Source organism: Mesorhizobium sp. B1-1-1 (genome assembly GCF_006442955.1).
Lineage (GTDB): Bacteria > Pseudomonadota > Alphaproteobacteria > Rhizobiales > Rhizobiaceae > Mesorhizobium.
The window spans coordinates 105,619-128,056 of record NZ_VFWW01000006.1; the positions used below are offsets into that span (position 1 = coordinate 105,619).

The following is a 22,438-nucleotide window of genomic DNA, read 5'->3' on the forward strand; positions in this document are numbered from 1 at the left end:
CGCCGATGGTGAAATCGCGCCGTCCAAAGTCGTGCAGGCGGCGGCCAAAACACCCGGCGAATGGTCCTCGTCCAGCCTCGAACCACAGCCGGCGGAGTAACGAGCGATGTCGAAGTCGAACACCATTCTCTATCTCGACGGCGTCTCGGTTTCCTTCGACGGCTTTCGCGCCATCAACAATCTGTCGCTGGTGCTCGACAAGGGCGAGATGCGCGCCATCATCGGCCCCAACGGCGCCGGCAAGACCACGATGATGGACATCGTCACCGGCAAGACACGGCCCGACGAGGGCGAGGTGTTCTTCGACGGCCAGGTCGATCTCACCTGCCATGACGAGGCCGAGATCGCCATGATGGGCATCGGCCGCAAATTCCAGAAGCCGACGGTTTTCGAAAGCCATACGATCGAGGAAAATTTGATGCTGGCGCTGAAGGGGCCGCGCTCGATCTTCCCGGCGCTGTTCCATCGACGCTCGCCCGCCGAGACGCGGCGGATCGATGACATCCTCGGGACCATCCGGCTCGGCGACAAACGCGACGAGCTCGCCGCCAGTCTCAGCCATGGGCAGAAGCAGTGGCTGGAGATCGGCATGCTCCTGGCGCAGGACCCGAAGCTGCTGCTGGTCGACGAGCCGGTCGCCGGCATGACCGACGCCGAAACCGAGGAAACCGCGCGTCTGCTCAAGGAGATCGCCCGCGACCATTCAGTGATCGTCGTCGAGCATGACATGCATTTCGTGCGCGAGCTCGGCGTCAAGGTCACCTGCCTGCATGAGGGCTCGGTGCTTTCAGAAGGCACGCTCGATTTCGTATCTGCCGATGAACGCGTCGTCGAAGTCTATCTGGGGAGATGAGCATGGTTTGGCGGGTGCAATTCCATCGCTTCGATCTTGCCTTCCTTCGGTTCTGGAGAAGGCGCTGACATGCTCGAAGTTTCCGATGCCACGCTCCACTACGGCGCCGCCCAGGCGCTGCGCGGCGTGTCGCTGAAGGCGGGCGCCGGCAAGATCACTTGCGTGCTCGGCCGCAATGGCGTCGGCAAGACCAGTTTGATGAGATCGATCGTCGGCCACCACAGGCTGACGAGCGGAAGCGTTGCCTTCGAGGGGAAGGCGCTCGACCGGAGCGCGGCGTATGACCGCGCCCGGTCGGGCATCGCATTCGTGCCGCAGGGCAGGGAGATCTTTCCGCTGCTCAGCGTGCGGGAAAACCTTGAATCGGGATTCTCGCCCCTGAAACGGGCCGACCGCAACGTGCCGGCGCATGTCTTCGAATTGTTTCCGGTGCTCAAGCAGATGCTTGGCCGCCGCGGCGGCGATCTCTCCGGCGGCCAGCAGCAGCAGCTCGCCATCGGCAGGGCGCTGGTGATGCGGCCCAAGCTTCTGGTGCTCGATGAGCCGACGGAAGGTATCCAGCCGTCCGTTATCAAGGACATCGGCCGCGCCATCCGCTATTTGCGCGACCAGGCCGGCATTGCGGTTCTTCTCGTGGAGCAATATCTCGACTTCTGCCGCGAACTCGCCGACGAGGTCAACATCATGGACCGCGGCCAGATCGTCCATACTGGTCCTGCGGAAGATCTCGACCGGGCGGATGTCAGGAAGTTCCTGACGGTGTAAATCCATCTCCTGATGAAAGATTGCTCAATCTTTCTTCAACACCCGCTGGCACGCTCAATACTACATGCTAGTCTTCTGATGGCTTTGTGAGTCGGCCGCTTCCGTATCAGTCTGGTTTGTCGCAGATCGAGGTGGGCGACGGGCAAGTTCCGCGCAAGCATGCGTTCCTAGCATCCTCCCTGCGATCTCTGTCGTTCAACGCGTTTGGGCATACAGGCCAAGGGGCAGCCATGGAACGTTACGTCGAGGACTACCAGAAGCGGCGGCTCACAGAGCGCGTCGACATCATCACAGCCATCAACATTCTGAAGTCCCAGGGCTATGACCACGACGAGCTGATCGAGGAGATCACCAAGGTCTTCTATGTCGACCTCGATGCCTTCAATGAAATTGTCATGGCGGCGTAAAAGCCGCATTCGGCCATTCAACAATGATGGGCACGGCATTGATGCGCTTGGTCAGCTAGCGCGCCGGAATGGAGAGGCGGTGACGCGGTTGCGGCCGCCGCGCTTGGCGGCGTAGAGCGCCTTGTCGGCGGCGCTGAGCACCTTGTCGAAGCTCAGGCCCTCTTTGGTGCCGAAAGCAAAGCCGGCGCTGACGGTGCACGTCAGGGGACCGTTCTCGGTGTCGATGCGGCGCGCGGCGAACGAGGTCCGTATCGTCTCGGCCGTGTTTTCCACTGTTTCGGGCAAAGTCCGCTTCAGCACCACCGCGAACTCCTCGCCGCCCATGCGCGCGGCGACATCGGTCGGGCGAAGGTTGCCGGCAAGCTCCTTGGCGAACACTTTCAGCACCTCATCGCCCGTCGCGTGGCCGAACTCGTCATTGATGGCCTTGAAGCTATCGAGGTCGAACACGACCACGGCGGTAAAGGCGCCGACGGGAGAATCGCCAAAGAGGTCGAACAGCGCGCGGCGGTTGAGCAGGCCGGTCAGCTGATCCGTCAGCGCGTTGCGGCGGTGATGCCCCGCCAGACGCCCCTGGTTGAGGGCCAGCGACAAGGCGCCGATGCCGGTCATGCTGGCGATGACGACGATGAGGCTGAGATCCTCGGCCCAGTTCCTTGGCGCATGGCTCATGATCAGCTTGCCGTCCCATGCCAAAACCGTCGCGCAGAGCAGGAAGGACATGGCGGTCGCTGAATAGAGTGCGGCGGCGCCGATGGTAAGCGCTGGGGCCTCGGCGCGGCCCTTCCAGTATTCGGCGGCGGTTGCGAACAGGAGCAGGGCCGCGAACAGATTCTCGAACATGAAGCCGAGCCCGTCATAGCCGAGAGCCATGGGCGGCAGCGCCACTGCCAGCGAAATGCCGCTGCCGATCAAAACTCTGGGGATCGGCGAGCCGCCGCTTCTGAATTGGTATGCGGCGCCCAGCATCATGGAGAAGCCGACCAGCAGCAAGGTGAAGGTGGCGATGCCGAGGCCGCGCCTGGGCGCGTCGATATAGGCGTCATAGGTGAAGACCTCGCCCACCACCAGCATGGCGCTGAGCGCCCAGGTGAGCAGGAACTTGTCGGTGCGGGCGGTGAGCCATGTGCCGAACAACGTCAGGCTCAGGCAGGCAGCGGAGAAACCGACCGCCAGCAGAAGTGAGTTGTAGTCGAGCGACATGCCCCTCGTTCCTTGCCCGCGACGACCCTGCAGCCTGACGTTGCTGGAGTCATGACGCAAGGAAGTGTCGATAAGGTTACGATCGCGGCGAAAAAGCCAAGCTTGCACGGCGTTAGAGGACTACCGCCGACAGGAGCAGAACGGCACCGACCGCCATCATCAGCAGACCCGGCCAATTCTGTGACACGCCTAGGAAACCGAGGCCGCGGCGGCGTGGCTCAAGCGTCGGGGCCTGCGTTGCGAGATTTGGCATCCGTCGATCCGAAGCTGCAGGTGCCGGATCGCTGAGCCGTCCACGCCTGAGAACTGCGCCCGCCATATACACAACGCCGGCGACGATGAGAAACGCACCGATAAGGATGACAGCCATCCTTCCTCGCTTTTCTGCTGGTTTTCCCGCGCGGGAACCCGCCACCAAGGCAAAACGATGATGACGCCTTGAGGTTCCGACAGAGGCTGTTGACGCCGGCAATTCATGCAAATGGAGATAGCCGCAGAGGCTTGCCGCTTAGCTGGTTTCTGTCACTCGCTTCATCAGCGCCATGGCGCCGAAGGGCGCGCGCACCTTGCCCTCGGTGATGAAGTAGACGAACACGTCGCGCGGTTGCACCGGCGCGTCGGTGGCGGGGTCGGCGCGCCGCAAATCGGCCGGCTGCTTGCCTTCCGCCCAGACCTTGGCCCGCGCCGCCCATTCATCGAGGCCTTTTGGCGTGTAGCAGTCGGGATTGTCATCCGAGCCGGTCTGCAGCCGCGCATAGATGAAATCGCCGGTGATATCGGCGATATCAGGATATTTTGCGTGATCGGCATAGACGATGGCCGCCTTGTATTTGCGCGCGAGCGCCGGGAATTCCGGCACGATGAAACTGTCGTTGCGAACTTCGAGCGCGTGGCGCAACGCGATACCGTCTTGGCTTTCCGGCAACAACTTCAGAAACGCCTCGAAATCGTCGGGATCGAATTTCTTGGTCGGCGCGAACTGCCAAAGGATCGGTCCAAGCTTGTCGCCCAGCGCGGCGACGCCGGAGCCAAGGAAACGCATCATCGATTCACCGGCTTCGCCCAGCACGCGGCGGTTGGTGACGAAGCGGTTGCCCTTCAGCGAATAGACGAAACCGTCGGGTGCCTCATTGGCCCATTTGACGAAGGTCGGTTCCTTGAAGCTGGAATAGTAGGTGCCGTTGACCTCGATGCTCGGTACCTGCCGGCTGGCGTATTGCAACTGCTTGGCCTTGGGGAGTTTTTCCGGGTAGAAGGACGTGTCCCACGGCTCGAAGGTCCAGCCGCCCATGCCGGCGCGGATTGTTCCCGATTTGCTCATTGTCGTCCTCCCGTTTCAGAAATCTGGCCGCGTTCAGAAAAATCAGGCCGCCGTGACCTCGTCGACCGGCTTGGCCATGTCGACGAGCACCCATCCTGGCCGGTAGGGATTGGGCCGGCGACCCGTTTCGCGATAGCCGTAGGCCAAATAGAGCGCGATGTTGCGCTCCATTTTCGCATTGGTGTAGAGCCGCACCTCCGGCCCGCCCCACAGGCGCGCCTGCTGATCCGCATGTTTCAACAATGCGATGCCGAAGCCCTTGCCCTGAAATCCTGGCGCCACCGCGACGGAGAAGATCATCGCGTGGTCTTCGTGCCGCTCCAGGACGATCAGCCCGGCCAGGTCGCCGCCGCTCTCCAGCAGCCAGGCCTCGCCGCGTTCGATGCGTGGCGCATAGTCTTCGGTGACCGGGATCGGCGGCGCGCCCAACAGCGCGGTGTAGGGTGCGTAGGCATCCGTGGTCAGAGTCATGACGGCGGTGACATCCGGGGCGAGGGCTTTCCTGATCTTCATTCCGGAGATTCCCAACGCCAGCCCGCCATCACTCCGCTGCTTCGCGCTTGCCTCCGGGGCGTCGCTCCAGCAATTCCTTGAGGAATTGGCCGGTGTAGCTGCGTTTTTCGCGCACGATCGCTTCCGGCGTGCCGGAGGCGACCAGTTCGCCGCCGCCATCGCCACCCTCGGGGCCGAGGTCGAGCACCCAGTCGGCGGTCTTGATCACTTCGAGATTGTGCTCGATGACCACCACCGTGTTTCCCTGGTCGACCAGTTCGTGCAGCACTTCCAGCAGCTTGGCGACATCGTGGAAGTGCAGGCCGGTTGTCGGCTCGTCGAGAATGTAGAGCGTCTTGCCGGTCGCCTTGCGCGACAGCTCCTTGGCGAGTTTTATCCGCTGCGCCTCGCCGCCCGACAACGTGGTTGCCTGCTGGCCGATATGGATGTAGCCGAGGCCGACCTGCTTCAGCGTGTCGAGCTTGTCGCGCACACCGGGCACCGCGGCGAAGAAATCAACGCCTTCCTCGACTGTCATGTCGAGCACGTCGGCGATCGACTTACCCTTGAACAGCACGTCGAGCGTCTCTCTGTTATAGCGCTTGCCGTGGCAGACGTCGCAGGTGACGTAGACGTCGGGCAGGAAGTGCATCTCGATCTTGATGACGCCGTCGCCCTGGCAGGCCTCGCAGCGGCCGCCCTTGACGTTGAAGGAGAAGCGGCCCGGTTGGTAGCCGCGCGCCTTGGCTTCCGGCAGGCCCGCGAACCAGTCGCGGATCGGCGTGAAGGCGCCGGTATAGGTGGCGGGGTTGGAGCGCGGGGTCCGTCCGATCGGCGACTGGTCGATGTCGATGACCTTGTCGAGGAATTCCAGGCCCTCGATGCGGTCGTGCTCGGCCGGATGCTCGCGCGAGCCCATGATGCGGCGCGAGGCCGCCTTGAAAAGCGTTTCGATCAGGAAGGTCGATTTGCCGCCGCCCGATACGCCGGTGACGGCGGTGAAGGTGCCGAGCGGAATTTCGGCGGTGACGTTCTTCAGATTGTTGCCTCGCGCGCCGACGACTTTCAGGCGGCGGTTCTTCTTCGCCTCGCGGCGAACCGCTGGTGTCGCCACTTCGAGCTCGCCCGAAAGGTATTTGCCGGTGATCGAATTCGGGTTGGCCATCACCTGCTGAGGCGTGCCCTGGGCAATGATTTCGCCGCCATGGATGCCGGCGGCCGGGCCGATGTCGACGACGTAGTCGGCATGCAGGATGGCGTCCTCGTCATGCTCGACCACGATGACCGTGTTGCCGATGTCGCGCAGGTGCTTCAGCGTGTCGAGCAGGCGTGCATTATCGCGCTGGTGCAGGCCGATCGACGGTTCGTCCAGCACGTAGAGCACGCCGGTGAGGCCGGAGCCGATCTGCGATGCCAGCCGGATGCGCTGGCTCTCGCCGCCCGACAGCGTGCCGGAATTGCGCGACAGGGTGAGATAGTCGAGGCCGACGTCGTTGAGGAAGCGCAGCCGCTCGCGGATTTCCTTGAGCACGCGCACGGCGATCTCGTTCTGCTTGTCGTTGAGCTGCGCCGGCAGGTCGGTGAACCACTGGTCGGCCTTGCGGATCGACTGTTCGGTCACTTCGCCGATGTGCTTGCCGGCGATCTTCACCGCCAGCGCTTCCGGCTTCAGCCTGTAGCCACGACAGGCCGGGCAGGGGGTGGCCGACATGAAGCGCTCGATTTCCTCGCGCATCCAGGCGGATTCGGTCTCTTTCCAGCGCCGCTCGAGGTTGGGGATGACGCCCTCGAAGGTCTTGGTCGTCTTGTAGGAGCGCAGGCCGTCATCATACTGGAAGGTGATCTCGCGCTCGCCGGTGCCGCGCAGGATGGCTTCCTGGGCTTCCCTGCTCAAATCCTTGAACTTGTCGCCGAGCTTGAAGCCGTAAGCCTTGCCGAGCGCCTCCAGCGTCTGCACGTAGTAGGGCGAAGTCGATTTCGCCCATGGGCTGACGGCGCCATCGCGCAGCGAGACGTTCTCGTCGGGAACGACCAGATTGGGATCGATGGCGCGCTGGCTGCCCAGCCCGTCGCAGGTCGGGCAGGCGCCGAACGGGTTGTTGAACGAGAACAGCCTGGGCTCGATCTCGGGAATGGTGAAACCGGAGACCGGACAGGCGAATTTTTCCGAGAACAGGATGCGCTCATGCGTCTCGTTCTTCGACTTGTTGACCGAATCCTCGCCCGTCTGACTGGCATCGAGCGGCTTATCGGCGAACTCCGCCACCGCCAGCCCCTCCGCGAGCTTCAGCGCGGTCTCCATGGAATCGGCAAGGCGCGTTGCGAGGTCGCCACGCACGACGATGCGGTCCACGACCACGTCGATGTCGTGCTTGTATTTCTTGTCGAGTGGCGGCACATCAGCGATCTCATAGAAGACGCCGTCGACCTTGACGCGCTGAAATCCCTTTTTCTGCAGCTCGAGCAATTCCTTGCGGTACTCGCCTTTGCGGCCGCGCACGATCGGCGCCAGGATGAACAGGCGCGTGCCTTCCTCGACCGCCAGCACGCGATCAACCATCTGCGACACCGTCTGGCTCTCGATCGGCAGTCCGGTGGCGGGCGAATAGGGTACGCCGACACGCGCGAACAGAAGCCGCATGTAGTCGTATATCTCGGTGACGGTGCCGACCGTCGAGCGCGGGTTCTTCGAAGTGGTCTTCTGCTCGATGGAGATGGCCGGCGAAAGGCCGTCGATCTGGTCGACATCCGGCTTCTGCATCATTTCGAGGAATTGCCGCGCATAGGCCGACAGGCTCTCGACATAGCGGCGCTGGCCTTCGGCATAGATGGTGTCGAAGGCAAGCGACGATTTGCCGGAGCCCGACAGGCCCGTCATGACGATCAGGCTGTCACGCGGCAGGTCGAGATCGACATTCTTCAGATTGTGTTCGCGCGCCCCGCGAATGGAAAGATATTTATGGTCGGCCATTGCCGGTCGCCGCCTCAGATCTGGAATTTGTGGGATCGGCGGGTTTTCCCCGGCCGTCCCCTATGTAGGTATTTTTGCCGCCGCGTCGAGAGACGCCACAATTCTCGACCAAGTCGTTTAACCGTCTTTCGCACGAACGGGCAAGCGGAAAGAACAAAGACCGAACACGCTCCTGACAAAAGCGGTGGAGCAGGCGGCGTGGTTCCCATCAGGGGATATCTCGCTCGATCACATTTTTTCCGATCGGACATCGAGCGGTTGACGTCCCTGGCTGAGGGGAGCAGACTCCACACGTCAATGAAGCCGGCTGTCTTTCGATGGCCTCGCCGCCCAAAGGCGGTCTGCGAGACGCCGCGGGCTATTGCGATCAGTGCTTCTGACGACGATTGTCGCAATGGACACAGGAGTGGAGCATGACGCCACCGGACAGTCCCTTGAGGCTCCAGCAGTGACTGGAGCCGCGGCAGGCATGAATGCCAGGGAGACGCGAGCGCCTTCCGACGTGACCCTGCCGGATGCACCAAAATCAGAGACTACTGGTCGGATCGTCGGCTGAACGCCGCGAAGCATCCGAAATCTAAAGTCGGTAAAACATTCCCGGCGAAAGATTGGATTATAGATCCAGAAAAGCCCCGTCCGTTTGCTAAAAGCACGGCGGGGCTGCTCTTTTGAGGGAACGCGCAGGTACTGACGGCCCGCGACATGTCGGCTACCGCGGCGGTTTGATCCCGCCGGCGCCGACATCGACCGTGATGCTGCCGGAAATCCTGACATCGGTATCGCCGATCTTGAACTGGCCGTTTCCGTTGGCGGGGAAGGCGTCATCGGGTTCGGGCTGCGGGGCCGGCTTGGCGATGCGATAATCGCCGGCCACACCGGGCAGGCTGCCTTTCTGGCTGTCGTCGGCAAAGGCGCCGCCGGCCAGCATGAGCGCACCGGCGACGGCGGTGACGGCAAGGCGCCGAGGTCGGAATGAGCGGCTGTCGATCATCTGCCGGTTATAGCGTCGCCCCGTCGAGGTGGCCAGACCGGCGGTCATCAAATCGCCGGACGGCGGACCGTCGCTCAATTCATCGTGCTTGTGCCGGTCACGCCGCCTTTTTGCGGGTATCGTAGACATGATCGACGAGACCCCATGCCTTCGCTTCCTCGGCGGTCATGAAATAGTCCCGGTCGAGCGTGCGCTCGACCTCTTCATAGGTGCGGCCGCAATGGCGCGCATAGAGCTCAGTCATCTGCCGCTTGGTGCGCAGAATGCCTTCGGCGTGACGCTGGATGTCCGATGCCTGACCCTGGAAGCCGCCCAGCGGCTGGTGCAGGACGAGGCTGGCGTTGGGCAGCGCGATGCGCCGTCCCGGCGTGCCAGCCATCAGCAGGAACGAAGCCATCGAGGCGGCAAAGCCCATGCACACCGTCGACACCGGACAGCTGACATATTGCATCGTGTCGTAGATGGCGAAGCCGCTGGTCACCACGCCGCCAGGCGAGTTGATGTAAAGCGAGATCTCCTTGTCGGGATTATCCGATTCCAGCGACAGAAGCTGGGCGCAGACCAGCGCCGACATGCCGTCGTTGATCTCGCCGTTGATAAAGACGATGCGCTCGCGCAGCAGCCGCGAGAAAATGTCGAAGGCGCGCTCGCCGCGGCTCGACTGCTCGATCACCATCGGCACCAGATTGGCAAAACCGGTCATCGTCTCTCTCCGTTTTTCATGTGTCGGCCACTCAAGCGGCGCGCTGCAGAAGGCAAAATGAATTGGCTGCGGGGCGGCGGCCGGAGGCACGCGCAGCGAATGAAAGCCGGCAGCCGGCGCCTGCCATGGTCACCATGGGCCTGGCGGCGGATGTCGCCGCACGGGCAAAGCCTTCATGGATAATATGCAGATGCGTGCCGCCCGAAACGGTGCGGGCGAGCGTGAAGGTGACGATGCTGTCGAGCGGGTTCCGTTCCTCGTCGGGCCGCGGCTGTTCCCGCCAGGAATAGCGAAGCCTTTTTCCGGGCTCGGCATCGAGGATCTCGCATTCGATCGGCGCATCCGGCCCGGCAAAGGCGAAATTGCTGCCGATCTCAGGATTGATGTCGTTGGGCATCATCCAGGCCGCAAGCAATTCGGGCACGGTCAGCGCCCGCCATACCTTTTCCGGCGGCTCGGGGAGATCGCACTCGAACTCGATCGCGTCGGGGGCGGTCCGCGCAGGGCTTTCGTCGGTCACTGGTGCGTGCGTCATTGGTCCATGTCCTTGAGAACCGTCCTTAGTTTTTCGATGCGCTCGGGCCAGAAGGTCCGGTAGCGTTCGATCCAGCCAAGCAGCGGGTCGAGCCCTTGCGGATCGGCGCGGTAATAGGCGTTGCGGCCCGCCCGCCGCTCGACCACCAGGCCTGCGCTGCGCAGCACCGCCAGGTGCTGCGACACAGCCGGCTGCGACACCGTCATGCCGGTGCGCAGCTGCGACACCGTCATCTCGCTGGTGGCGAGGCGTTCATAGACGGCGCGTCGGGTGGGGTCGGCCAGCGCCCGGAAAATCTCCGCTTCGATCATGGCGAAAGCATAAGTCGATACTTATCGGTTTGGCAAGCGATGTTTTACGGCCCATATGAAGGGAAGCTGGCGGCTCCGGCATTACTGCCATTCCTTGACAATGAGCGGCGATGCATATAGGAACGAAAAGAGAACAAAAACCTTGTGGGAAAAGGCAGCCACAGCAGGCAACGGGTGTGCGCAACCTGTAAGGTGCTGCGACAAAAATTTGTTTCGGACGAGCGCGGAGAAGTATCATGGCGGGTAGCGTCAACAAGGTCATTCTGGTCGGCAATCTCGGAGCGGATCCGGAGATCCGCCGCCTGAATTCGGGCGAGCCGGTCGTCAACATCCGCATCGCAACATCGGAAAGCTGGCGCGACAAGAATTCCGGCGAGCGCAAGGAAAAGACCGAGTGGCACAATGTCGTCATCTTCAATGAGGGCATCGCCAAGGTTGCCGAGCAGTATCTGAAGAAGGGCATGAAGGTTTATGTCGAGGGCCAGTTGCAGACACGCAAATGGCAAGACCAGACCGGTGCCGACAAATACACGACGGAAGTCGTGCTGCAGAGATTCCGCGGCGAGCTGCAGATGCTGGACGCGCGCGGCCAGGGTGAGGGCGGCCAGGTCGGGGGTTATTCCGGCGGCGGCAGCCGTGGTTCCGATTTCGGCCAGTCCGGCCCGAACGAAGGCTTCAATCGTGGCGGCGGCGCTCCCAAGGGCGGCGGCGGTTCGTCGCGCGAGCTGGACGACGAAATTCCGTTCTGAGCATCGACACGGCGTGACGGGCATTTGAGGAGAGGGCGCGATGTCGCTCGGACCGCTCCTATCGGCACGTCCTCCGATCCCATGGCATGCGCTCGCGGCCTTTGCCGCGCTGGCGATAGGCGGCGTGCAGCTGGCGCTGCCGAAAGGCACGCTGCGCCACCGCGCGATGGGCTATCTCTGGGCGGCGCTGATGCTGGCCGTCGCCATCTCGAGTTTCTGGATCCAGCAGATACGGCTCATTGGCCCTTTCAGCCCGATCCATCTCTTGTCGATCCTGGTGCTGGTCACGGTGCCGCTGGCGGTCTGGCATGCACGCAATCACCGCGTCGCCAAGCACCGCAAGGCGATGATTGCGTTGTATATCTTTGCACTGGTGGGTGCCGGTGTCTTTACGCTGGTGCCCGGCAGAATCTTGCACGACGTGGTCTTCGGCGTCGCGCAAGCCAGACCGTGATCCCGAGTGGAAGGAATATCAGTTGAAAGCACGCATCAAATGGGTCGAGGAACGCACCTTCGTCGGCGAGTCCGGCACAGGCCATAAGGTCGTACTGGGGACCGCGTTCGGCCCTGAAGGGAGAACGCCGGGGCCGAGCCCGATGGAACTGGTGCTGATCGGCACCGGCGGCTGCTCGGCCTATGATGTCGTCCATATCCTCGAAAAGGGGCGCGAGGCGATCGAGGACTGTGTGGTCGAGCTCGATTCCGACCGAGCCGAGACCGATCCCAAGGTGTTCACCCGCATTCATATGCATTTCATCGTCAAGGGCAGGGCGCTGTCGCCCGACAAGGTGAAGCGGGCGATCGATCTCTCGATCGAAAAATACTGTTCGGCTTCGGCCATGATGTCCAAGACCGCCGCCATTACCCACGATTTCGAAATTATCGACACGACGGCAAAATAAGCGGCCTATGAGGCCATCAGCGCCTTGATGCCGTCAGCCACGAACTGGACGGCAAGTGCCGCCAGGATGACGCCGAGCAGGCGAGTCAGGATCGAGCGGCCGGTCTGGCCGAGGATGCGGTCGATGCGCTCCGACAGCACGAACACCAGATAGGTGATGGCGAGGCAGACGAAGATGATGCCGACCAGTGCCGCCTGGGCGCCAAAGCCCTGAAACGAGCCGGAGAGCAGGACAGTCGCCGAAATCGCGCCGGGGCCGGCGATCAGCGGGATCGCCAGCGGGAAGGCGGCGATGTTGTGGATCATGTCCTTGGTGATGGCGACGTCGCCGATCTTCTCCTTGCGGTCCTGCCGGCGCTCGAACACCATTTCGAAAGCGATGAAGAAGAGCAAAAAGCCGCCGGCGACCCGGAAGGCCGGCAGCGTGATGCCGAACACCGACAGGATCGACGCGCCGGCAACCGCGAACAGCGCCATCACAAGGAAGCCGATGACCGAAGCGCGGACCGAGACCTGCTGGCGCTCCTCGCGGTTCATGCCGCGCGTTATCGCCAGAAAGAGCGGCGCCAGCCCCGGCGGGTCGATGGTCACCAGAATGGTGACGAAGGCGTTGAACAGGCTGTCGAAACTCGGCATCTCTCACCCCTCCCGCCGGGCCGAGCCCGCATTCCGACATTGGTAGAGCAAAGCAGGGACGGAGGAAACCGGCCGGGAAGAGACGGTTCGCGAACTCTGCGAAGGCCTGGCAGAGGGGAGGCGAAGGAAGCCGCGGATATTTTTGAGCTTACGTCGCGGGCTTGCTTGATCAGGTACGGCCAGAGCGCCGCGCCAGGAACTCCACTTCGAGCCGCCATGTCGCGCCATTGTCGTGCGAGCGCTCGCCGAGCCAGCGGAAGGAATTTTCGGTTATTCGTGAAAAGCTCCAACGTACAGAGGAACCGGTGCCGTCGGCGCCCACTTGGACAATCGTGTCGCCTTCGGCGCGACCGAGTTGGCGGCTGTAATACTGGTTGCGCGGATCGCTCCAGAAAATATGCCAGGCATTTGCGCCGGGATCGTAGACGCGCAAGGTCGTGCCATAAAAGGTCCATTTGCCGAGAGAAGGCGAGGGGCCGGCATCGCGCGCGGGCAGGATCCAGACGTCCTGGATCGCGCGGCCTTCCAGCACCCAGCCGAAATGCACCTCGCCGCGTCCGGTCAGCACGGTGCCGTCCTCGAGATGACGGCTGGCATCGAAAGTCCAGGCGCCGACGAAGCGGCCGTAGAGATCCAAATTCTCGGCAAAGCCGGGGGCGGGCCCGTCGCTGTGCAGGGCTTCGGTAAAAGTGGGCTGGTTGGTCATGGCTGGTGCCTTCATGCTGTCAGGAGACCGCAAGCGATAGGCCGGGGCAGGGTTCTGCGCTTGGGAAAAATTGCTATCTTTCAGGCTATGACGACGAGCGACAGGATCATTGCCTCGGGGCCAGGCTGGCAGGTGTCGGACGTGGTGTGCACGGCGGGCGCCGGCGACCGGCCGTTCGAGGAGGAGCACCGGACGTTCTGCGTCGCCGCGGTGACCAGCGGCACCTTCCGCTATCGCGCCAGCCAGGGCACCGCGATGCTCGCGCCAGGCGCGGTGCTGCTTGGCAATCCCGGCACATGCTACGAATGCGGCCACGAGCACGGCGCCGGCGACCGCTGCCTCTCCTTCCATTTTGCTCCGGCTCATATGGAACGGATCGTGGAGAACGTACCAGGCGCCAGAATGCTGGCCTTCGAGGCGCCAAGGTTGCCGCCACTGCCGATGCTGATGCCGCTGCTGGCCGAAGCGGAGGCCGCGCGCGATATGGCCGAAACCGCTGCTTTCGAGGAACTCGGCTTGCGCATTGCCGGCGCGGCTGTCGCCGCAAGCTCAGGGCACACCAAGATGACGCGGACACCCAGCCGCCGCGACCAGAAACGGGTCGCGGAGGCGGTTCGGCGTATCGAGATCGATGCCGATCAGCCACTTTCGCTGGCCGTGCTGGCGCGGGAGACGGCGACCAGTCCGTATCATTTCCTGCGCACATTCCGGCAGATTGCCGGAATGACCCCTTACCGGTTTCTGCTGAGGACCAGGCTGCACCGGGCGGCGGTGCGGCTCCGCATTTCCGACGAGGCCATCTCGACGGTCGCCTTCGAGGCCGGCTTCGGGGACCTTTCGACCTTCAATCGCCGCTTCCGGCGCGAAATGGGCGAGACGCCCGGCGGCTATCGCGCCCGCCGCGCGGGCCGCCGCTAACACGAGATGGCGGGCCTTTGCGTCGACGGCTCCGAAAAGCACATCGGCCATATCGTCGCAATCACCGGTATCCTTTTGAAATCACCGCCAAAATCGACACTGGAAAAGTGCCGTCGACATTGGAGTTTCGGCCGCGCTTCCTATATATACGGCAAGTGATTCCTGTTTAGATTGTGATCCGATTTGACCGACCAAAAAACACCGCGCGGCGCCGACGGCGGCCCCACCGGCATCGAGCCGATTTCGATCATCGAGGAGATGCAGCGCTCTTATCTCGATTACGCCATGAGCGTGATCGTCAGCCGCGCGCTGCCCGACGTGCGCGACGGCCTGAAGCCGGTGCATCGCCGCATTCTCTTCGCCGCGCATGAGAGCGGCTATCACTGGAACCGCAAATATGTGAAGTCGGCGCGCCCGGTCGCCGACGTGATGGGTAAATACCATCCGCATGGCGACGCCTCTATCTATGACGCCCTGGTGCGCATGGCGCAGGACTGGTCGCTGCGCGTGCCGCTCATCGACGGGCAAGGCAATTTCGGCTCGATCGACGGCGATCCGCCGGCGGCCATGCGCTACACCGAGTCGCGGCTGACCAAGGTCGCGCATGAACTGCTGGAGGATATCGACAAGGATACGGTCGATTTCCAGGACACTTACGATGCTTCCGGCAGCGAGCCGAAGGTCCTGCCGGCGCGCTTTCCCAATCTGCTGGTCAATGGCTCGGGCGGCATCGCCGTCGGTATGGCCACCAACATCCCGCCGCACAATCTGGGCGAAGTCTGCAACGCCGCGATCGCGATCATTGACAATCCGGCCATCGACCTGCCGGCGCTGATGGAAATCATTCCGGGGCCGGATTTCCCGACCGGCGGCATCGTGCTCGGCCGCTCCGGCATCTACAGCGCCTATTCGACCGGCCGCGGCTCCATCGTCATGCGCGGGAAGGTCAACATCGAGGCCCGCGGCAATGACCGCGAATCGATCATCATCACCGAGGTTCCCTACCAGGTGAACAAATCGTCGATGATCGAGAAGATGGCCGAACTGGTGCGCGACAAGCGCATCGAGGGCATTTCCGACATTCGCGACGAGAGCGACCGCCAGGGCTATCGGGTCGTCGTCGAGCTGAAGCGCGACGCCGTGGCCGACGTCATCCTCAACCAGCTCTATCGCTTCACGCCGCTGCAAACCTCTTTCGGCGCCAACATGGTGGCGCTGAATGGCGGCAAGCCCGAACTGCTGACGCTGACCGATATGCTGAGGGCATTCGTGTCCTTCCGCGAGGAGGTGGTCACCCGGCGCACGAAGTTCCTGCTGCGCAAGGCACGCGACCGGGCCCACGTGCTGGTCGGCCTCGCAATTGCCGTCGCCAACATCGATGAAGTGATAAAACTGATCCGCACCGCGCCGGACCCGCAGACCGCGCGCGAGCAGTTGATGGAGCGGCGCTGGCCGTCCGGCGACGTCGAATCGCTGATCCTCCTGATCGACGATCCGCGCCACCGCATCAACGAGGACGGCACCTACAATCTGTCCGAGGAACAGGCGCGCGCGATCCTGGAATTGCGGCTGCAGCGCCTGACGGCACTCGGCCGCGACGAAATCGCCGACGAGTTGAACACGATCGGCGCCGAGATCGTCGATTATCTCGATATCCTGTCGTCCCGCGCCCGCGTCCAGCAGATCGTCAAGGACGAGCTCGCGGCCGTGCGTGACGAATTCGGCACGCCGCGCCGCACCGAACTGAGCGAAGGCGGCGCGGACATGGAAGACGAGGACCTGATCCAGCGCGAGGACATGGTCGTGACGGTGAGCCATTCCGGCTACATCAAGCGCGTGCCATTGTCGCTCTACCGGGCGCAACGCCGCGGCGGCAAGGGCCGCTCGGGCATGTCGACCAAGGAAGAGGATTTCGTCACCCGCCTGTTCGTGGCCAACACGCACACGCCGGTGCTGTTCTTCTCTTCGCGCGGCATCGTCTACAAGGAGAAGGTCTGGCGCCTGCCGATCGGCAATCCGCAGTCGCGCGGCAAGGCGCTGATCAACATGCTGCCGCTGGAGCAGGGCGAGCGCATCACCACAATCATGCCGTTGCCGGAAGATGAGACGAGCTGGGGCGAGCTCGACGTGATGTTCGCCACCACGCGCGGCACGGTGCGCCGCAACAAGCTCTCTGACTTCGTCCAAGTCAACCGTAATGGCAAGATCGCCATGAAGCTGGAGGAGGAGGGCGACGAGATCCTCGGCGTCGAGACCTGCACCGACAATGACGACGTGCTTCTGACCGCCAGCTCCGGCCAGTGCATCCGCTTTTCCGTCGGCGACGTGCGCGTCTTCCAGAGCCGCAACTCGGTCGGCGTGCGCGGCATCGCCATGGCCGAAACGGACCGCGTCATTTCTATGGCCGTCATCGAGCATGTCGATGCGCCGCCGGCCGAACGCGCCGCCTATCTGAAGCGCGTCGTGGCCGAACGGCGCCTGGCCGCCGGCATCCCGGCAGGCGAGGAGGAAGAGATCGCCTTGACCAACGAAGAGGTCGGCGAGGAGGCGGAGCTGTCGGACGAGCGCTACGAGTTCCTCAAGGCGCATGAGCAGTTCGTGCTGACGGTGACGGAATACGGCTACGGCAAGCGCTCATCGTCCTATGATTTCCGTCTGACCGGACGCGGCGGCAAGGGCATTCGGGCCACCGACGTGTCGAAGACGGCCGAGATCGGCAGGCTGGTGGCAACCTTCCCGGTCGGCAATGACGACCAGATCATGCTGGTGTCCGACGGCGGTACCGTTATCCGGGTGCCGGTCAATGGCATCCGCTTCGCCAGCCGCGCCACCAAGGGCGTGACCATTTTCAACACGGCGGAAGGCGAGAAGGTGGTTTCGGTCGAGCGGATTTCCGAGCCGCAATCGGACGAGGAAGAAATCGTCGAGGTTGGTGCCGAGATCGATCCGGCGGCCGATGCCGGCCTGGATGATGCGCAATAAGTCTGGCTTGGACAGACATGGCAACGCCGGCCAATCGGCCGGCGCGTCGCAACAAATTCAGGCTAACTCAATAGTGACGGTGAGGCTTGCGGGGCCCGAACCCTTCGAAGCGTTTGGCGTTGGTCTTGATGCGGACGCGCTGGGCCTCCTGATGCAGCCCGAATACAGTGGCGATCAGCATGGCGACGGTCATTGCAGTGGCGAGCATGTAGATCAGCATGTGCGTGTTCTCCTGCGCTCTACAACGCTTACATGGGACTTTGGTTTCATCTTCTTAAAGGGGCAAGGTAGTGAACGCTGCGTGAAGCGTTCGTGATCGGCGCATTCATCTGTCGTTCATCCCTGCAAAAAGGTTCAAGGGGATCGCATCAATGAGATTTGCCTTCCGTCCGCGCGCCCGTTAGAAGCACCGGCATGACCGAGCGCATCGCCCTTTATGCCGGCTCCTTCGACCCGTTGACCAACGGCCATCTCGACGTGCTGAAGGCGTCGCTGGCCGTGGCGGACATCGTCTATGCGGCGATCGGTATCCATCCCGGCAAGAAGCCGCTGTTTTCCTTCGAGGAGCGGGTCGAACTCATCGAGGCCGCGACCAAGGCCGAATTCGGCCGCGACGGCACACGCATCAAGGTGGTCGCCTTCGACGGGCTGGTCATCGATGCGGCCAGGAAACAGGGAGCCTCGATCATGATCCGCGGCCTGCGCGACGGCACCGATCTCGACTACGAGATGCAGATGGCCGGCATGAACGAAACGATGGCGCCTGAGCTGCAAACGGTTTTTCTGCCCGCCAGCCCCTCGGTCAGAACCATTACCGCCACACTTGTCCGCCAGATTGCCTCGATGGGCGGCGACATCCGCCCTTTCGTGCCGGCCGCCGTTGCCGGTGCGCTCACCGCTAAATTCGCAAAATAGGTTTCTCGGAGAAGACCATGCAGCTGAAAAAGCTCGCCTCGTTCCTCGTCGTGCTTGCCGGTCTCGTGACAGCATCGGCCTCAGCCTATGCCGCCGACCCGGAAAACACCATGATCATAACGTTGAAGGACGGCGACGTGACCATTGCGCTGCGTCCCGATCTCGCGCCCAAGCATGTCGCGCAGATCAAGAAGCTGGTGCGTGAGCATGCCTATGACAACGTCGCCTTCCACCGCGTCATCGACGGCTTCATGGCGCAGACAGGCGACGTCAAATTCGGCAACATGAACAAGGGCTTCAACGCCCAGGCTGTCGGTACCGGCGGCTCCGACCTGCCGGACCTGCCGGCGGAATTCTCGCAGACCGAGCACTACAAGCGCGGCGTGGTCGGCATGGCACGCTCGCAGGATCCGAATTCGGCAAACTCGCAGTTCTTTATCATGTTCGCGCCGGCGCCGCCGCTCGACGGCCAGTACACGATCGTGGGCAATGTCGTCAGCGGCATGGAACTGGTGGACCACATCAAGAAGGGCGACGAGGCCGACAACGGCACGGTCACCGATCCCGACCGGATGATCAAGGTGCGCATCGCCGCCGACAAATAGTTCTGTTTTTTGAAAAGGATATCAGACATGGCCGACATCAAGGATCGCGAAAACGCGCTCATCATGGAAACGACCAAGGGCAAGGTCGTCATCGAAATGCTTCCCGACCTGGCGCCCGGCCATGTCGCCCGCATCAAGGAACTGGCCCGCGAAGGCGCCTATGACGGCGTGGTCTTCCACCGCGTCATCGAGGGCTTCATGGCGCAGACCGGCGACGTCAAGTTCGGCAATTCGAGCAAGCCCTCTTTCGCGCCTTCTCGCGCTGGCATGGGCGGTTCCGACAAGCCGGATCTCAAGGCCGAATTCTCCAATGCCAACCACGGCCGCGGCACCTGCTCGATGGCGCGCTCGCAGAATCCGAACTCGGCCAATTCGCAGTTCTTCATCTGCTTCGACGATGCAGCCTTCCTCAATCGCCAGTACACGGTCTGGGGCCAGGTCATCGAAGGCATGGACAATGTCGACAAGATCAAGCGCGGCGAGCCGGTGCAGGATCCCGACAAGATCGTGTCGCTGAAGGTCGCGGCCGACGTCAAGTAAGGCGGCAGGACAATGATGGGCGTCGTCTGGTCGCTTCTCGGCATCTTGTCCGGCGCCTTCATTGCCATTCAGGCGCCGATCAATTCGCAGTTGGCGCGCGGCCTGGGGCTCCCGGTCGCGGCTGCCGCGTTTTCGTTCCTGTCGGGCGCCATCGTGCTCGGCATCATTGCCGTCGCGGTGGTGAGGCTGCAAGGCATCTCGCTCGACTGGAAGGCGCCCGCGCCGTGGCTGTTCATCGCCGGCGGCATGCTGGGCGGCTTCTACGTCACACTGTCCACCATCCTGACGCCACGCATCGGCGCCGCCGCGCTGATGGCGTTCCTGGTGGCGGGCCAGTTGCTGGCGGGCATGCTGATCGACCGCGTCGGATTCCTCGGCGTCGCGGTTCGCGAAATCTCGCTCGGCCGCGTGGCCGGCGCGGTGCTGCTTCTGGCCGGGGCGCTGCTTATCAGGCTCTTCTGATGCGTGTCGATCTGTTCGATTTCGACCTGCCGGAAGAGCGTATCGCGCTTCGCCCGGCAGAGCCGCGCGACAGCGCAAAGATGCTGGTGGTCAGGCCCGGCGAGGGGGTTTCGAACCGGGCGGTCAGCGACCTGCCTTCCCTGCTCCAGGCCGGCGACGTGCTGGTCTTCAACGACACCAAGGTTATCCCGGCGCAACTCAAAGGTATCAGGCGGCGCGGCGAGGCGGCGGCGCAGGTCGAAGCCACATTGCACATGCGGATGGCGCCGGACCGTTGGCTGGCCTTCATGCGGCCGGGCAAGCGCGTTGCCGTCGGCGACCGCATCCATTTCGGCCATGACGGCAATTCCTGCTTCCTCGGCCAGCTTGACGCCACGGTGATCGAAAAGGGCGAGGCGGGCGAGGCGCTGCTCGGCTTCGACCTGTCGGGCCCTTTCCTCGATGAGGCGCTGCATGCGGTCGGCCACATCCCACTGCCGCCCTACATCGCCTCGAAGCGGGATGACGACGAGCGCGATCGGGCCGATTATCAGACCATCTATGCCCGGGAGGAAGGTGCCGTAGCGGCGCCGACGGCCGGTCTGCATTTCACGCCGGAGCTGTTTGCCGCACTCGACGCAAAGGGGATCGAACGCCGCTTCGTCACGCTCCATGTCGGCGCCGGCACGTTCCTGCCAGTGAAGGTGGACGACACCGCCGACCACAAGATGCATGCGGAGATCGGCTCAGTCAGCGAGGCAACAGCCGACGCGTTGAATGCGGCAAAGGCGAGGGGCGGGCGCGTCATTGCCGTCGGTACGACCTCGCTGCGCCTGCTGGAAAGCGCCGCGCGAGAGGATGGCGTGCTGGCTGCATGGTCCGGCCCGACCGACATCTTTATCACGCCCGGCTACCGTTTTCGCACCGCCGACATGCTGACGACCAATTTCCATCTGCCGCGTTCGACGCTGTTCATGCTGGTTTCGGCTTTCAGCGGCCTCGATACGATGCGCGCCGCCTATGCGCATGCCATTGAGCACGATTACAGATTCTACTCCTACGGAGATGCAAGCCTGCTGTATCGAGCGGAGATGAGCGATGGACGATGACCTCGACAGGCTGGACCGCGACAGTTTGATCGCCGAAGTCAAAAAATTGCGCGCCGGCATTCGCCAGCATCGCGATGCATCGGGGCACGATCTTTGCTGGCATCATCCCGATTTGTGGGACCTGCTGCCCGAGAAGATCGATCCGGCAATCGCCGTGCCGCCCTGGCCAAAATTCATGCGCGGCTGCATCCACTATCGCCAGTCGCTGGACGAACAGGCTCCGGGCGCACCGGCACACGACAAGGAATTCAATGGCTGAGACGTTCACCTTCAAGGTGCTGGCGACCGAAGGCAGGGCGCGGCGCGGCTTGATCAGCATGCCGCGCGGCGAAATCCGCACGCCTGCCTTCATGCCGGTCGGCACCGGCGGCACGGTCAAGACGATGTACATGGATCAGGTGCGCGGCGTCGGCGCCGATATCATCCTGGGCAATACCTACCATCTGATGCTGCGGCCCGGCGCCGAACGCGTGGCGAAGCTTGGCGGCCTGCACGAATTCGCCCGCTGGCCGCATCCGATCCTGACCGACAGCGGTGGCTTCCAGGTCATGTCGCTGTCAAAGCTTCGGAAATTGACCGAGAAGGGCGTCACCTTCCGCTCCCATATCGATGGCGCATCCTATGAAATGTCGCCGGAGCGTTCGATCGAGATCCAGGGCCTGCTCGATTCAGACATCCAGATGCAACTCGACGAATGCACGGCGCTGCCGGCCGCGCTCAAGGAAATCGAGCGCGCCATGGAATTGTCGCTGCGCTGGGCCGAGCGCTGCAAGACGGCGTTCGGCGACCAGCCCGGGAAGGCGATGTTCGGCATCGTGCAAGGCGGCGACAATGCGGATTTGCGCGTGCGTTCTGCGCAAGCGCTGAGCGCGATGGATCTGAAAGGCTATGCGGTTGGCGGCCTTGCCGTCGGTGAACCGCAGGCGGTCATGCTCGACATGCTCGACATCACCTGCCCGGAACTGCCCGATGACAAACCACGCTATCTCATGGGCGTCGGAACGCCGGACGACATCTTGAAATCGGTGGCGCGCGGCATCGACATGTTCGACTGCGTGATGCCGACGCGGGCCGGCCGGCATGGGCTTGCCTATACAAGGCGCGGCAAGGTCAATCTGCGCAACGCCCGCCATGCCGACGATCCGCGCCCCCTCGATGAGGAAAGCGACTGCCCGGCGGCACGCGATTATTCCCGCGCCTATCTGCACCATCTCGTGCGCTCGCAAGAGGCACTCGGTGCGATGCTTCTGACCTGGAACAATCTGTCCTATTATCAGAAGCTGATGCAGGACATACGCGCCGCGATAGAGACCGGCACTTTCGAGGCACGCGCTGCCGAAATTACCGAGGGCTGGGCGAGGGGCGATATCCCGGCGCTGTGACG

Annotated in this window: 27 protein-coding genes; 15 read left to right on the top strand and 12 right to left on the bottom strand. The window is 63.0% G+C overall.

Going from position 1 to position 22,438, the window contains the following annotated elements:
* Window positions 1-106: 106 nt before the first annotated feature.
* The 3 genes from urtD (at window position 107) to FJ986_RS13590 (ending at window position 2,025) form a co-directional block, all read left to right on the top strand.
* A complete protein-coding gene (gene urtD, locus FJ986_RS13580; protein ID WP_140674562.1) occupies window positions 107-853 on the top strand; it encodes an urea ABC transporter ATP-binding protein UrtD in 747 nt (248 codons plus the stop codon).
* Between the two features lie 69 nt (window positions 854-922).
* A complete protein-coding gene (urtE, locus tag FJ986_RS13585; RefSeq protein ID WP_140557767.1) occupies window positions 923-1,618 on the top strand; it encodes an urea ABC transporter ATP-binding subunit UrtE in 696 nt (231 codons plus the stop codon).
* A gap of 230 nt (window positions 1,619-1,848) precedes the next feature.
* Window positions 1,849-2,025, top strand: coding sequence for a hypothetical protein (locus FJ986_RS13590; protein ID WP_140498860.1), 177 nt, complete (start codon window positions 1,849-1,851; stop codon window positions 2,023-2,025).
* 51 nt (window positions 2,026-2,076) lie between these two features.
* On the opposite strand, the gene FJ986_RS13595 is transcribed toward FJ986_RS13590, so the two are convergent.
* The 9 genes from FJ986_RS13595 to FJ986_RS13635 form a co-directional block, all read right to left on the bottom strand.
* Window positions 2,077-3,228: a GGDEF domain-containing protein gene (locus FJ986_RS13595; RefSeq protein WP_140674565.1), complete on the bottom strand. Its 1,152-nt coding sequence runs from the start codon at window positions 3,226-3,228 to the stop codon at window positions 2,077-2,079.
* 112 nt (window positions 3,229-3,340) lie between these two features.
* A complete protein-coding gene (locus FJ986_RS30810; protein ID WP_140674568.1) occupies window positions 3,341-3,598 on the bottom strand; it encodes a hypothetical protein in 258 nt (85 codons plus the stop codon).
* A 138-nt stretch (window positions 3,599-3,736) separates the two neighbouring features.
* Window positions 3,737-4,549, bottom strand: coding sequence for a DUF72 domain-containing protein (locus FJ986_RS13605; protein ID WP_140525358.1), 813 nt, complete (start codon window positions 4,547-4,549; stop codon window positions 3,737-3,739).
* Window positions 4,550-4,591: 42 nt separating this feature from the next.
* Window positions 4,592-5,062 (bottom strand): GNAT family N-acetyltransferase, encoded by a 471-nt coding sequence (locus FJ986_RS13610; RefSeq protein WP_140674571.1) that lies wholly within the window; start codon window positions 5,060-5,062, stop codon window positions 4,592-4,594.
* Window positions 5,063-5,090: 28 nt separating this feature from the next.
* Window positions 5,091-8,012 carry an excinuclease ABC subunit UvrA gene (gene uvrA, locus FJ986_RS13615; RefSeq protein ID WP_140498850.1) on the bottom strand — a complete coding sequence of 974 codons (2,922 nt, stop codon included), beginning with the start codon at window positions 8,010-8,012 and terminating at the stop codon, window positions 5,091-5,093.
* Window positions 8,013-8,721: 709 nt separating this feature from the next.
* A complete protein-coding gene (locus tag FJ986_RS13620; protein WP_140564719.1) occupies window positions 8,722-9,003 on the bottom strand; it encodes a hypothetical protein in 282 nt (93 codons plus the stop codon).
* Between the two features lie 97 nt (window positions 9,004-9,100).
* Window positions 9,101-9,706 carry an ATP-dependent Clp protease proteolytic subunit gene (locus tag FJ986_RS13625; protein WP_140498846.1) on the bottom strand — a complete coding sequence of 202 codons (606 nt, stop codon included), beginning with the start codon at window positions 9,704-9,706 and terminating at the stop codon, window positions 9,101-9,103.
* Between the two features lie 31 nt (window positions 9,707-9,737).
* Complete coding sequence (locus FJ986_RS13630) at window positions 9,738-10,241, bottom strand: SRPBCC domain-containing protein (RefSeq protein WP_140515306.1); 504 nt, start codon at window positions 10,239-10,241, stop codon at window positions 9,738-9,740.
* A complete protein-coding gene (locus FJ986_RS13635) occupies window positions 10,238-10,552 on the bottom strand; it encodes a metalloregulator ArsR/SmtB family transcription factor (RefSeq protein ID WP_140656346.1) in 315 nt (104 codons plus the stop codon). Before FJ986_RS13635 ends, FJ986_RS13630 begins: the two co-directional genes overlap by 4 nt.
* 236 nt (window positions 10,553-10,788) lie before the next feature.
* Between FJ986_RS13635 and FJ986_RS13640 the strand changes: the two genes are divergently transcribed.
* Genes FJ986_RS13640 through FJ986_RS13650 form a run of 3 tightly spaced genes read left to right on the top strand, consistent with a single transcriptional unit; the run spans window position 10,789 to window position 12,203 of the window.
* The gene (locus tag FJ986_RS13640; RefSeq protein WP_140498840.1) at window positions 10,789-11,301 is read left to right on the top strand and encodes a single-stranded DNA-binding protein; all 513 of its coding nucleotides are present in this window, start codon (window positions 10,789-10,791) and stop codon (window positions 11,299-11,301) included.
* Between the two features lie 40 nt (window positions 11,302-11,341).
* A complete protein-coding gene (locus tag FJ986_RS13645; protein ID WP_140525355.1) occupies window positions 11,342-11,755 on the top strand; it encodes a DUF2306 domain-containing protein in 414 nt (137 codons plus the stop codon).
* A gap of 22 nt (window positions 11,756-11,777) precedes the next feature.
* Complete coding sequence (locus FJ986_RS13650) at window positions 11,778-12,203, top strand: OsmC family protein (protein WP_140498836.1); 426 nt, start codon at window positions 11,778-11,780, stop codon at window positions 12,201-12,203.
* 5 nt (window positions 12,204-12,208) lie between these two features.
* On the opposite strand, the gene FJ986_RS13655 is transcribed toward FJ986_RS13650, so the two are convergent.
* Complete coding sequence (locus FJ986_RS13655; protein WP_140498833.1) at window positions 12,209-12,838, bottom strand: MarC family protein; 630 nt, start codon at window positions 12,836-12,838, stop codon at window positions 12,209-12,211.
* A 169-nt stretch (window positions 12,839-13,007) separates the two neighbouring features.
* On the bottom strand, window positions 13,008-13,544 hold the full coding sequence (locus FJ986_RS13660) for a hypothetical protein (protein ID WP_140498831.1): 537 nt from the start codon (window positions 13,542-13,544) through the stop codon (window positions 13,008-13,010).
* Window positions 13,545-13,631: 87 nt separating this feature from the next.
* Here FJ986_RS13660 and FJ986_RS13665 point away from each other — a divergent pair, with 87 nt between their 5' ends.
* Together FJ986_RS13665 and gyrA are read left to right on the top strand one after the other, a co-directional pair.
* Window positions 13,632-14,462 (top strand): AraC family transcriptional regulator, encoded by an 831-nt coding sequence (locus FJ986_RS13665; protein ID WP_140674839.1) that lies wholly within the window; start codon window positions 13,632-13,634, stop codon window positions 14,460-14,462.
* 183 nt (window positions 14,463-14,645) lie between these two features.
* Window positions 14,646-17,444, top strand: coding sequence for a DNA gyrase subunit A (gene gyrA / locus FJ986_RS13670; RefSeq protein WP_140557758.1), 2,799 nt, complete (start codon window positions 14,646-14,648; stop codon window positions 17,442-17,444).
* Window positions 17,445-17,511: 67 nt separating this feature from the next.
* On the opposite strand, the gene FJ986_RS13675 is transcribed toward gyrA, so the two are convergent.
* Window positions 17,512-17,664, bottom strand: coding sequence for a hypothetical protein (locus FJ986_RS13675; protein WP_140498827.1), 153 nt, complete (start codon window positions 17,662-17,664; stop codon window positions 17,512-17,514).
* A gap of 194 nt (window positions 17,665-17,858) precedes the next feature.
* On the opposite strand from FJ986_RS13675, the gene coaD reads away from it, so the two are divergent.
* From coaD to tgt, 7 genes are all read left to right on the top strand, one after another.
* Window positions 17,859-18,359 (top strand): pantetheine-phosphate adenylyltransferase, encoded by a 501-nt coding sequence (gene coaD, locus FJ986_RS13680; protein WP_140498825.1) that lies wholly within the window; start codon window positions 17,859-17,861, stop codon window positions 18,357-18,359.
* A 110-nt stretch (window positions 18,360-18,469) separates the two neighbouring features.
* Complete coding sequence (locus FJ986_RS13685; RefSeq protein ID WP_224518951.1) at window positions 18,470-18,964, top strand: peptidylprolyl isomerase; 495 nt, start codon at window positions 18,470-18,472, stop codon at window positions 18,962-18,964.
* 27 nt (window positions 18,965-18,991) lie between these two features.
* Window positions 18,992-19,504, top strand: a complete 513-nt coding sequence (locus FJ986_RS13690) for a peptidylprolyl isomerase (protein ID WP_140525351.1) — start codon at window positions 18,992-18,994, stop codon at window positions 19,502-19,504.
* A 12-nt stretch (window positions 19,505-19,516) separates the two neighbouring features.
* On the top strand, window positions 19,517-19,966 hold the full coding sequence (locus tag FJ986_RS13695) for a DMT family transporter (protein WP_140515312.1): 450 nt from the start codon (window positions 19,517-19,519) through the stop codon (window positions 19,964-19,966).
* Window positions 19,966-21,054, top strand: coding sequence for a tRNA preQ1(34) S-adenosylmethionine ribosyltransferase-isomerase QueA (gene queA / locus FJ986_RS13700; RefSeq protein WP_140557756.1), 1,089 nt, complete (start codon window positions 19,966-19,968; stop codon window positions 21,052-21,054). Before FJ986_RS13695 ends, queA begins: the two co-directional genes overlap by 1 nt.
* The gene (locus tag FJ986_RS13705; RefSeq protein WP_140525349.1) at window positions 21,044-21,313 is read left to right on the top strand and encodes a hypothetical protein; all 270 of its coding nucleotides are present in this window, start codon (window positions 21,044-21,046) and stop codon (window positions 21,311-21,313) included. Before queA ends, FJ986_RS13705 begins: the two co-directional genes overlap by 11 nt.
* Window positions 21,306-22,436, top strand: a complete 1,131-nt coding sequence (tgt, locus tag FJ986_RS13710; RefSeq protein WP_140525348.1) for a tRNA guanosine(34) transglycosylase Tgt — start codon at window positions 21,306-21,308, stop codon at window positions 22,434-22,436. The genes FJ986_RS13705 and tgt overlap by 8 nt, the downstream gene beginning before the upstream one ends.
* Window positions 22,437-22,438 lie beyond the last annotated feature (2 nt).